Below are 11,897 nucleotides of genomic sequence, written 5' to 3'. Positions count from 1 at the left end.
TCAGCGCACCCCGTAGAGGTGCTCGAGCGCCAGCTGGTCGAGGTGCTCGAACCCGGCGCCGCGGACAGCGAGCGCGTCGGGGTCGGCGAGCTGGGCGGCCTCCAGGTCGGCCCAGCCCTCGCCTTCGGACAGTGTCGGCTGCGAGAGCTCGGGGAGCTTGGCAGCGGCGAGCGCCTCTTGCACGTCAGGATCGGCGCGGAACGCCTGAGCCTTCTCGCGCAGGATCAGGTAGTTCGTCATGCATGCCTTGGCCGCGACCCAGACACCCTTGTCGTCCTCGGTGCGCGGCGTCTTGAAGTCGAAGTGCACGGGTCCGTCGTAGCCACCAGCGAGCAGCGTGTCGACGATCCAGAACGCGCCGCGTACGTTTCCGACACCGAAGCGGAAATCCTGGTCGTAGCGGGGACCGGTCTGGCCGTTGAGGTCGATGTGGAACAACTTGCCCTGCCACATCGCCTGGGCGTATCCGTGAGCGGCGTTGAGGCCGGCCATCTCCTCGTGCCCGATCTCGGGGTTGACGCCGACGTTCTCGGGCCGGTCGAGGGTCTCGATGAACGCCAGCGCGTGGCCGATCGTCGGCAGGATGATGTCACCGCGGGGCTCGTTGGGCTTGGGCTCGATCGCGAACTTGATGTCGTAGCCCTTGTCGTGCACGAACTCGCCGAGCACGTTGAACGCCTCGCGGTAGCGGTCGAGCGCCGCCTGGATGTCCTTCGCGGCGCCGGACTCGGCACCTTCACGGCCGCCCCAGCAGACATACACCTTGGCGCCGAGCTCGGCGGCGAGGTCGATGTTGCGCATGACCTTACGGATCGCGAAACGGCGGACGTCGCGGTCGTTCGACGTGAAGCCGCCGTCCTTGAACACCGGGTGGGTGAACAGGTTGGTCGTGGCGGTGGTGACGACCAGGCCGGTGTCGGCGAGGCCCTTCTTCCAGCGCTCGATGATCTGGTCGCGGGTGGCGTCGTCGGAGCCGAACGGGATCAGGTCGTCGTCGTGGAAGTTCACGCCGTACGCGCCGAGGCTCGCGAGCTGCTCGAGCGCATAGATCGGGTCCATCGGCTCGCGGGTGGGCTCACCGAACGGGTCGCGGCCGGGGTAGGCCACGGTCCACAAGCCGAACGAGAACTTGTCGGAGGGTGATGGGGTCGGGATGCTCATGGAAGCCCTACTTCTGTGACGGGGTGGTGGATGTGGACCACGGGATGGTGCGGTCGCGCAGCTGTGCGTAGGCCTCACGCACGAGAGGGGTGGGTTCTGCGTCGTGGGTCTCGGCGGTGGCCGAGCTCCAGGTCGGGGGTTGGCCGCTGCCGCTGAGCGCCCAGGCGGCCTGGCGGGCGGCGCCGAGGGCGACGTACTCGCCGGGCGCCGGCACGGTGACGGGACGGCCGAAGATCGCGGGTGCGATGGCATGCACGGCGGGGTTGGCCGCGGCGCCGCCGACCATGAGGATGCGGCCGACCGTGATGCCGGTCTTGGCGACGAGGTGGTCGACGCCGTCGGCGAGGGAGCAGAGCAGCGCCTCGAAGGCAGCACGGGCGAGGTCCTCGCGGCTGGTCGACGAGGTCAGGCCGTTCCAGGTGCCACTGGCGTCGGGCAGGTTGGGCGTACGTTCGCCGTCGTAGTAGGGCACGATCGTCAGCCCGTTGGCGCCCGGGGGAGCGGCGAGGGCCAGGCGGCCGAGCTCGTCGTGGTCGACGCCGAGCAGGCGGGCCTGCAGGTCGAGGATGCGGGCGGCGTTCATCGTCGTGGCCATCGGCAGGAAGCGCCCGGTGGCGTCGGCGAATCCGGTGACCGACCCGGTGCCGTCGGCGATGCGGGACTCGCTGATCGCGGAGGCGACACCGGACGTACCGATGGACACGACGACATCGCCGGGTCCGAGGTCGAGGGCGAGCGCGGCGGCCATGTTGTCACCGGTGCCGGCGCCGACGATGAGGCCGCCCGAGGTCTTGGCGGCGACCTCGGACGAGGCGACGATGCGGGGGAGCTCGACGGCATGGCCGATCGCCGACTCGGCGAGCTCGGGCAGCCAGTCGTCCTTGCCGGTGGAGAAGTAGCCGGTGCCGGACGCGTCGCCGCGGTCCGTGAACGACTCGCCGCCCGTGAGGTGCCGCGAGACGTAGTCGTGGGGGAGCAGCACCCGTCGCGTACGCGCTGCGGCGTCCGGCTCGTGATCGCGGAGCCAGCGCAGCTTGGTCGACGTGAAGGACGCGACGAGCACGCTGCCGATCGTCTCTGCGCAGGCGTCAGGCCCGCCGAGCTCGTCGATGAGATCACGGGCCTCGCCGCTGGAGCGGGTGTCGTTCCAGAGGATCGCGTCGTGGACCGGCTGATCGGCGTCGTCAAGGGCGACCATGCCGTGCTGCTGGCCGCCGACGGCGACCGCGCTGGCGCGATCGAGGAGTCCAGAAGTGGCCTGGTCGAACGCCTCGAGCCACGCCCGCGGATCGACCGACGTGCCGTCGGGATGCGGGGCGGACTGCTGCGCGACGACCTCGCCCGTCGCGGCGTCCACGAGCAGCGCCTTGGTCGACTGGGTGGACGAGTCGATGCCCAGTACGAGGTCGGATGCCATGGGTCAGGTTTAGTACGACTCTTGAATTAAGTCAAGACCCAGAGTGGAACCCCGGGAATGCAGGGCGGAGGACCGAACTCTTCACGGTCGCGCAACACGCTTGAAACAGCTGCCGTTCGAGACTGGACGGGATATCTGTCGCGCGACAGGTAGTGGCTCACCCTCCGCTCAAAGGACGCCCCATGACACTCACCGCTCCGCCTTCATCCCCGCCGTCGGCACCACCTTCTGAGGTCCACGACCTCGGCGCCCTCGGCTATTCGCAAGAGCTTCGCCGCGGCGTCGGCAGCTTCGCCTCGTTCGCCGCGGGCTTCTCGTTCGTCTCGATCCTGACGACCGTCTTCCAGCTGTTCGGCCTCGGCTTCAGCCTCGGCGGTGCGGCGTTCTTCTGGACCTGGCCGATCGTGTTCGCCGGCCAGCTGCTGGTCGCCCTGTGCTTCGCCGAGCTCGCCGCCCGCTATCCGATCTCCGGGTCGATCTTCCAGTGGTCGAGCCGCCTCGCCGGCACCGACTTCGGCTGGTTCACCGGCTGGATCATGGTCATCGGCCAGATCCTCACGGTGGCGACCGCGGCGATTGCGATGCAGGCGGTGCTGCCGGCGATCTGGACCGGCTTCCAGCTCGTGGGTGGCTCCGGCGCCGACTCGTCGCCAGTCAGCCCGACCGGCGCGCAGAACGCCGTCGTGCTCGGCCTGATCGTCCTGGCGCTCACCACGGCGATCAACGTCATCGGTGTACGCCTGATGGCCGTCGTCACCTCGGCGGCGGTCGTGATCGAGATCCTCGGCGTCATCGCTCTGGTCACGGCGCTGTTCTTCCACTCCGAGCGCGGGCTCGGCACGGTCAACACGACCGCCGGCGCCGCTCCGGGGCACTACCTGCCGCTGTGGCTGGCCTCGTCACTGATGGCCGCGTACGTCATGGTGGGCTTCGACTCCGCTGGTGAACTGTCGGAGGAGACCCACGCGCCTCGTCGCACCACGCCGCGCACGATCATCCGGGCGCTCGTTGTGTCCGGCATCGGCGGACTCCTGCTGCTGCTCGCCGGCCTGCTCGCCGCCCCCAGCCTGACCGACGGATCGCTCGCGACGTCCGGCCTTGCCGGTGTGCTGACCGCGCGCCTCGGTGACGTCGGCGGCCGCTTCCTGCTCGCCGCCGTGGCGATCGCGGTGTTCGCGTGCACCCTCGCCGTGCAGACGGCCGGCTCGCGGATGATGTTCTCGATGGCCCGGGAGCGCACCCTGCCGTTCTCGTCGGTCCTCGCCAAGGTCTCGCCTCGCACCGGCACCCCGATCGCCACCTCCGTCGTCGTCGGCGTAGGCGCGGCGATTGCCCTGGCGGTCAATTGGAACCAGAGTGCGGTCTTCCTCGCGCTGGCGTCGCTGTGCATCGCGATGCTCTACCTCGCCTACCTCGGCGTCACGGTCCCGCTGCTGGTCTCGCGGATCCGCAATCGTGGTTTGGCCGACGGCGTTGACGAGGACGGCAACCCGCTGTTCTCGCTCGGTCGTTGGGGCATCCTCGTGAACGTCGTCGCGATCGCGTACCAGATCGGCATGGTCATCAACCTGGCCTGGCCGCGCAAGGAGATCTACGACCTCGAGGGCCGCGGCTGGTGGCTGCAGTGGAGCGCCCTGCTCTTCATCGGCCTGACGCTCGTGGTCGGTGCCGTGATCCATTGGCGCACCCGCATCCGTCACGGCGGCGCGATCAAGCTGCCCACGCTGCACACGACGGCCGACACCACCGCGGAGGCGATCGCCTGATGGTCGGCGCACGCGACACCGCCAGCGTCCTCGCGGCCCGGGCCGACGCCCGGGCCCAGGGGTCGAACGTCTCGGACTGGATGCCCTACCTGCCGGCCGCCAGCTCACCGTTCGCGCCGGAAGGCGTCGACCCGTCGGCGCTCGTCTGGGCCGAGACGGTGGCGCCGGGAGGCTACACCCACAAGGTCGTGGCGCGAGGCACCCGGCTGCGGCTCGAGGACGTCACCGGTGACGCGTGCGCGCACGTGCTGGTGTTCAACGCGCTCGAGCCGTGGGAGCGGCTCAACGTCGCGGACACGCAGAAGATCCCGTGGCAGGCCTATCTCGGCGCCGGCCACCCGTTGCTGTCGGGCGAGGGTCGGGTGCTGGCGACCGTCGTCGCGGACACGTCCGCGCACCACGACGCGTTCTGCGGCACGTCGTCGGACGAGTGGAACGTCGTCAAGTACGGCGACGCCGCTCCGCAAGGCCCGAGCCCGTCGGGCCGGGCGTTGTTGACCCTCGCCGGGGTCAAGCACGGGCTCACCCCGCGCGACCTGCCGCCGTCGGTGTCGTTCTTCCAAGGCGTACGCGTCGAGGATGACGGCGCGCTGGCGTGGCAGGGCTCCGCAGGGCCGGGCACGTACGTCGACCTGGTCGCCGAGATGCCGCTCATCGTGCTGGTCGCCAACGTCCCGCACCCGCTCGACCCGCGTACGGACTACGTCGTCGGGCCGTTGCGCGTGCACGCCTGGCGCGGCGATCCCAGCGGCCCGGCCGACGAGCACTACAGCGCGTCGCCCGAGCGGGAGCGCGCCTATCTGAACACGACCGACTACCTGGAGGCGAGGGGCCTGTGAGCACCGACACCGTCGAAACGATCCGCACCACCGTGCCGGTCGGCGCGCAGTATGCGCCGGGCTCGCTGCTGGACTGGAGCGAGGCGCTGGTGCCCGGCGACATCGTGCTCGACGAGCGCGTGGCGCCCAACGCGCCGTGGTCCGCAGTCGTCCGCGCCGGCGACGTGCTGACGATCGTTGACGTCGGGGGCAACCAGTCCGCCGACTGTCTGATGTTCAACGCGCACGACACCTCAGAGCGCTACAGCGTGCCCGACACCCTCACGTGGCAGGGCAATGCGTACGTCCGGGAGGGCACGGTGCTCAGGTCCGGGCTCGGTCGTCCGCTCATGACCGTCGTCGGCAACGAGATCGACCGACAGGACACGATCGGCGGCGCCTGCAGCAAGGAGTCCAACACCCTCCGCTACGGCCACCACACGGCATATCAGCACGGGTGCCGAGAGAACTTCCTCGCCGAGGCGAGCCGGCACGGGCTGACGTCGCGCGACCTGGTGTCCAACCTCAACTGGTTCATGAACGTCCCGGTCGAGGCCGACGGTGCCCTCGGGATCGTCGACGGACTGTCGGCACCGGGCCGCCGAGTCGCGATCCGCGCCGACATGGACGTGCTCGTGATCGTCTCCAACTGCCCGCAGATGAACAACCCGTGCAACGAGTTCAACCCCACCCCGTTGCGCATGATCGTGACCCGGAACGAGGACACCGTCCGATGAGCTTCGACACCCTGCTGATCGCCAACCGCGGGGAGATCGCCCGCCGCATCGTGCGCTCGGCGAAGGACCTCGGCCTGCGCACGGTCGCGGTCTTCTCCGAGGCCGACCGCGCCGCGCCGCACGTGCGTGAGGCGGACGAGGCGGTGCTGCTCGGGCCGGCCCCGGCGCGGGACTCGTACCTCCGGATCGAGGCCGTCCTCGAGGCGGCAGCGCGTACGGGCGCCGGCGCGATCCATCCCGGCTACGGCTTCCTGTCCGAGAGCGCCGACTTCGCGCGGGCCGTGGAGGACGCCGGCATGGCGTTCGTCGGGCCGACGCCGCGCCAGATCGAGTGGTTCGGCAGCAAGCACACGGCGCGCGAGCTGGCCGAGAAGGCCGGCGTGCCGATGCTCGTCGGCACCGGGCTGCTCGACTCGGCGGAGGACGCCGTACGCGAGGCACAGCGGGTCGGCCTGCCGGTGATGCTCAAGGCGACCGGTGGCGGAGGCGGCATCGGGATGCAGGCCTGCGCCACGGTCGAGGAGGTGCGATCGGCGTACGAACGGGTGGTCCGTCAGGCCGAGGCGTCGTTCGGCTCGTCCGGCGTGTTCCTCGAGCGCCTCGTACGCCCCGCGCGGCACGTCGAGGTGCAGGTGTTCGGCGACGGCGACGGCCGGATCGCCGTGATCGGCGACCGGGACTGCTCGCTGCAGCGCCGCAACCAGAAGGTCATCGAGGAGGCACCAGCACCCGCGTTGCCCCACCACGTACGCACGGCGATGCACGAGGCGGCCGCTTCGCTGGCTGCGTCGGTCGACTATCGCTCCGCCGGCACCGTCGAGTTCGTCTACGACCCGGTGCGCGAGGAGGCGGCGTTCCTCGAGGTCAACACCCGGCTCCAGGTCGAGCACCCGGTGACCGAGATGGTCTACGGCGTCGACCTCGTCGAGCTGATGCTCCGGCTGGCGCGCGACGGTGCTGAGCATCTCGGTGCCGAGGTCTTCGACCGCACGTGGTCGGCGGACGGTGTCGCGGTGGAGGCTCGCGTGTATGCCGAGGACCCCGCGAAGGACAGCGCACCGTCGAGCGGGCTCGTGACCCGCGCGGTGTTCCCCGGTCAGGATGCTCCCGCACTGCCGGACGTACGCGTCGACAGCTGGATCGAGACCGGTCTCGAGGTCTCGCCGTTCTACGACCCGATGCTGGCCAAGGTCATCGCCCTGGCACCGTCAAGAGACGCGGCACTCGACCTCCTCGGCGAGGGCCTCGCCACCAGCCGGATCGACGGGGTCGTCACCAACCTCGGGCTGCTGCGTGACCTCACGGTCGGCGACGCGCTCCGCAGCGCGACGCACTCCACCTCGACGCTGTCGACGACGGAGGACCCGGACCCGCGGATCGATGTGCTCGAAGCGGGCGCCATGACCACGGTGCAGGACCTACCCGGCCGCGTCGGCCACTGGCAGGTCGGGGTGCCGCCGTCGGGACCGATGGATCCGGTCTCGTTGCGCGAGGCCAACCTCGCCGTCGGCAACCCCGAGGGTGCTCCGGGGCTCGAGGTCACCGCGACCGGCCCCAGCCTGCGGTTCTCCTACCCGGCGGTGGTGTGCGTGACCGGCGCGCCGGCCGAGGTCACGATCGATGGCGAGGCGGCACCGATGTGGGAGCCCATCGACGTCGGCGCCGGCTCCGTGCTCGCGATCGGCACGGCACGGGGGCCCGGCCTCAGGCTGGCGGTAGCCGTGCGCGGTGGCATCGACGTGCCGACATACCTCGGCAGTGCCTCGACGTTCACGCTCGGCGGCTTCGGCGGCCATGGTGGTCGGGCGCTCGTACCCGGTGACGTGTTGCGCCCTGGATCGCAGGACGCGGAGGCTGATCACCCGGCGTTCGCCGAGGGGGAGACGCTGACCCGCATAGGTGGCCCGACTCCGCCGGAGCGCCGGCCGCACCTGACGTCGTCGTGGCAGGTCGGAGTCACGGAGGGCCCGCACGCAGCGCCCGAGTTCTTCACCCGCGCCGACATCGACACGCTGTATGCGACCGACTACGAGGTGCACTTCAACTCCGCGCGTACGGGGGTACGTCTCGTGGGTCCGCGGCCGACGTGGGCGCGCAGCGACGGCGGCGAGGCGGGGCTGCACCCGTCCAACATCCACGACACGCCGTACGCGGTCGGCGCCCTCGACTTCACCGGCGACACCCCGATCATCCTGGGACCTGACGGGCCCTCGCTCGGCGGTTTCGTGTGCCCCGCGGTCGTCGCGAGCGGTGAGCTGTGGAAGCTCGGCCAGCTGCGCCCGGGCGACACCGTGCGGTTCGTCCCGGTGCGTGAGGCTGACGCCGCGGCGCTCGACGCGCACCGGGGTGCGGCCAGCGTGCCGACGCGTGGCGGTGACGGTGACGACGGCGTCATCGCCCGGCTCGACCCGACCGGTGGCGCGGGCGGACGACCCGCCGTGACGTATCGCCGTGACGGCGACGACAACCTGCTCGTCGAGTACGGCACGCAGGTGCTCGACCTCGGTCTGCGCATGCGGGTCCATGCGTTGATGACCCGACTGCAGGAGGTGGCACCGGCCGGCATCCTCGACATCACGCCCGGCATCCGCTCGCTGCAGGTGCACACCGACGCCACGGTGATCGGCGCCGCCAGGCTCGCCGGTCTCATGCAGGAGATCGAGCACGACCTGCCGGCCACCAACGAGCTCGTCGTGCCGTCGCGGCGGGTCCGGCTGCCACTGTCGTGGGACGACCCGGCGACCCGGCTGGCGACCGAGCGCTACATGGCCGGCGTACGCGACGACGCGCCCTGGACGCCGTGGAACATCGAGTTCATCCGTCGCATCAACGGCCTGGAGTCGGTCGATGACGTGCACAGCACGGTCTTCGGCGCGAGCTACCTCGTGCTGGGCCTCGGCGACGTCTATCTCGGTGCGCCGGTGGCCACGCCGCTCGACCCGCGGCACCGCCTCGTCACGACGAAGTACAACCCGGCGCGTACGTGGACCGCGGAGAACTCGGTCGGGATCGGCGGGGCGTACCTGTGCATCTACGGCATGGAGGGTCCCGGCGGCTACCAGCTCGTCGGGCGCACGACCCAGGTGTGGAACAGCTTCCGCCGCGGCGGTTTGTCGGACGAGCAGCCGTGGGCGTTGCGGTTCTTCGACCGCATCGAGTGGTACCCGGTCTCGGCCGAGGAGCTGCTCGAGCTGCGCGCCGAGACCGCAGCCGGGCGTGGACCCGTCGACACCGAGGACGGCCTGTTCGCGCTGGCCGACCACGAGCGCTTCCTCGCCGACAACGCGGAGTCGATCGCCAAGTTCCGGGCGCAGCAGGCCGAGGCGTTCGAGGCCGAGAAGGACCGCTGGCGCGCGTCGGGAGAGTTCGACGTCAAGCCGGAGCCACCGGCTGCGGTTGCTGGAGCCCCGGTGGACATCCCGCCGGGCAGCACCCCGGTGCTGGCGCCGTTCGTGTCCAGCGTCTGGCAGGTCGCGGTCGAGCTCGGCGCCGAGGTGCGAGCAGGCGACCGGGTCGTTGCGCTCGAGGCGATGAAGATGGAGACCCCCATGACCTCTCCGGTCGACGGTGAGGTCGTCGAGATCTATGTCGCGCCCGGCGAGCAGGTCACCCCCGGACAGGTACTGATGGCGATCAAGGAGGAGGCATGACAGCGACCGAGCGGGTCACCGCGGCGTACGAGCGGATCTCGACGATCGACCGGCCCGAGGCGTGGATTCACCTGCGGCCGCTGGACGACGCGCTGGCCGACGCCGCGGCCGTCGATGCGCGGGTCGCGGCGGGGGAGTCGCTCCCGCTGGCCGGGCTCACCGCGGCGGTCAAGGACAACATCGACGTCGCGGGCATGCCGACGACCGCAGGCGCGGCGTCGTACGCCTACCTGCCGGACGCCGACTCCACCGCTGTGGCGCGGCTGCGAGCGGCGGGTGCTGTCGTGCTGGGCAAGACCAACCTCGACCAGTTCGCGACCGGGCTCGTCGGCACTCGCAGCCCGTACGGCGCGGTCCGCAACGCCTGGGACCCGAGCCGCATCTCCGGCGGGTCGAGCTCCGGCTCGGCGGTCATGGTGGCGCTCGGCGTTGCCGACATCGCGCTCGGGACCGACACCGCCGGCTCCGGACGCGTTCCGGCTGCCCTCAACGGCATCGTCGGGGTCAAGCCGACCAAAGGTCTCATCCCCACCACGGGGGTCGTACCGGCGTGCCGCAGCCTTGACTGCGTGACGGTCTTCGCCCGCGAGCTGGGTCTGGCGCGTATGACGGTCGAGCTGCTGAGCGGACCCGACGGGTTCGACACCCGGGCACGCGACGACCGTCCAGGTCGGCTCGCGGCGACGCCACTGCGGATCGCGGTGCCTGCGCCGCACAACCTGGAGGGACTGGCCGATGGCTGGGCTGAGGCATTCGGTGTCGTCGTCGAGCGGCTCGTGGACGCCGGCGCCGAGGTGGTGGCCGTCGACATCACGCCGCTGCTGCGGGCCGCCGAGCTGCTGTACGGCGGAGCGTTCGTGGCCGAACGCACGGCGGCCGTCGGCGATCACATCACGAAGCACGCCGATCTCATCGGCACCGACCTCGACCCGACCGTCGCGGCCATCGTGCAGGGCGGCGCCGACGCGACGGCGGTCGACTACTTCCACGACCTCGAGCAGTTGGACCAGCTCGGCGCCGAGGGCCACGCGCTGCTCGACGGGTTCGCCGCGTTGCTGACGCCGACGACGACGTGGCATCCGACGCTGGCGGAGGTCGCGGCCGATCCGGTGGGCGCCAACAGCCGCATGGGCCGCTACACCAACTTCGCCAACCTGCTCGACATGTCGTCGCTGGCCGTGCCAGCCGGCAGCGTCGACGGACTGCCGTTCGGCGTGATGCTCACCGGTCGGGCGTTCGACGACCGGTTGCTCGCCGAGATCGCCGCCTCGGTGCCGGGCGTGACGGTCGACCTGCTCGTCGTCGGCGCGCACCTCAGCGGTCAGCCGCTCAACCACCAGCTGGTGTCGGCGGGCGGGACGCTGGTCGCGGACGTACGGACTGCGGCGACGTACCGGCTCCACGCCCTGGACACCCAGCCGCCCAAGCCCGGCCTCGTACGTGTCGCAGACGGCGGCGTCAGCGTCCCGGGCGAGGTCTGGCGCATCCCCGCTGCGGGCTTCGGCCGGTTCGTGGGTGCGCTGCCTGCGCCGATGGCGATCGGGACGGTCGACCTCGACGACGGCACCTCGGTCACGGGATTCCTGTGTGAGCCGTACGCGCTGGATGGCGCCCGCGACATCAGTGACCTCGGTGGCTGGCGCGCGTACGTCTCGGCCGTGACAGGATCCGGTGCATGAGCACCGACTCGGGCACGCAGAAGGTCGGCCGGCCGCGCGCGAAGCCGCAGGGCAGCTCCGACCTCGCGCCGAGGGACCAGATCCTCGGTGCGGCGGCTGCCCTGTTCGCCGAGCACGGTTATGCGGGGACGACCACGCGGGCGATCGCCGAACGCGTCGGCATTCGTCAGGCCTCGCTCTACTACTACTTCGCCGGCAAGGACGAGATCCTTCTGGAGCTGCTCGAGATCTCGGTGCGACCCAGCCTCGCGTACGTCACACCGCTCCTCGCGGAGCCGGATCGACCGGCCGCGCTCTACGCCCTCGCGCTGATCGATGTCGAGACCCTGATGGCGACACCGCACAACGTCGGCGTCCTCTATCTGTCGCACGAGGTGCAGCAGCCGCGCTTCGACACGTTCCGTGCGCATCGCGACGAGCTGGCTTCGGCCTACAAGCGCCTGGTCGAGGGCCTGGTCGATGATCCGCAGTTCATCGGGGCGTGCTGCATGCAGCTCGTCGAGATGGTCATCACGCTGCGCCGCGACGGCGAGCCGGACGCGTCGACGGCGCCCGCGATCGCCACGGCATGCCTGCGACTGCTCGGGCTGCCCGAGGACGAGGTGACCAGGGGCGTCAGCGCCGGTGAGCGCTTGTTGGCGGCGCTGGCGGACTGACGCGCCGCGCCGG

Annotated in this window: 8 protein-coding genes; 6 read left to right on the top strand and 2 right to left on the bottom strand. The window is 70.8% G+C overall.

Annotated features, from left to right (window positions below; genetic code table 11):
* A complete protein-coding gene (gene xylA / locus ESP70_RS02065) occupies positions 1–1,161 on the bottom strand; it encodes a xylose isomerase (RefSeq protein WP_056213567.1) in 1,161 nt (386 codons plus the stop codon).
* 7 nt (positions 1,162–1,168) lie between these two features.
* Positions 1,169–2,578 carry a xylulokinase gene (xylB, locus tag ESP70_RS02060; RefSeq protein WP_149687710.1) on the bottom strand — a complete coding sequence of 470 codons (1,410 nt, stop codon included), beginning with the start codon at positions 2,576–2,578 and terminating at the stop codon, positions 1,169–1,171.
* Between the two features lie 182 nt (positions 2,579–2,760).
* On the opposite strand from xylB, the gene ESP70_RS02055 reads away from it, so the two are divergent.
* The 6 genes from ESP70_RS02055 to ESP70_RS02030 are packed head-to-tail and all read left to right on the top strand — an operon-like array spanning position 2,761 to position 11,884.
* Positions 2,761–4,344: an APC family permease gene (locus tag ESP70_RS02055; protein WP_149687709.1), complete on the top strand. Its 1,584-nt coding sequence runs from the start codon at positions 2,761–2,763 to the stop codon at positions 4,342–4,344.
* Positions 4,344–5,183, top strand: coding sequence for an urea amidolyase associated protein UAAP1 (locus ESP70_RS02050; RefSeq protein ID WP_149687708.1), 840 nt, complete (start codon positions 4,344–4,346; stop codon positions 5,181–5,183). Before ESP70_RS02055 ends, ESP70_RS02050 begins: the two co-directional genes overlap by 1 nt.
* Positions 5,180–5,899, top strand: a complete 720-nt coding sequence (locus ESP70_RS02045; protein ID WP_149687707.1) for an urea amidolyase associated protein UAAP2 — start codon at positions 5,180–5,182, stop codon at positions 5,897–5,899. The genes ESP70_RS02050 and ESP70_RS02045 overlap by 4 nt, the downstream gene beginning before the upstream one ends.
* A complete protein-coding gene (gene uca / locus ESP70_RS02040) occupies positions 5,896–9,549 on the top strand; it encodes an urea carboxylase (RefSeq protein WP_149687706.1) in 3,654 nt (1,217 codons plus the stop codon). Before ESP70_RS02045 ends, uca begins: the two co-directional genes overlap by 4 nt.
* Entirely contained in the window at positions 9,546–11,228 is a 1,683-nt protein-coding gene (locus ESP70_RS02035; protein ID WP_149687705.1) for an allophanate hydrolase, read from the top strand. The genes uca and ESP70_RS02035 overlap by 4 nt, the downstream gene beginning before the upstream one ends.
* On the top strand, positions 11,225–11,884 hold the full coding sequence (locus tag ESP70_RS02030; RefSeq protein ID WP_149687704.1) for a TetR/AcrR family transcriptional regulator: 660 nt from the start codon (positions 11,225–11,227) through the stop codon (positions 11,882–11,884). Before ESP70_RS02035 ends, ESP70_RS02030 begins: the two co-directional genes overlap by 4 nt.
* The last annotated feature ends 13 nt before the right edge of the window (positions 11,885–11,897 follow it).

It is taken from the genome of Aeromicrobium ginsengisoli, assembly GCF_004134905.2.
In the GTDB taxonomy this organism is placed as follows: Bacteria; Actinomycetota; Actinomycetes; order Propionibacteriales; family Nocardioidaceae; genus Aeromicrobium; species Aeromicrobium ginsengisoli.
The sequence above is the reverse complement of the archived record's forward strand: the minus strand, read 5'-3'. Positions and strand labels throughout refer to the sequence as shown.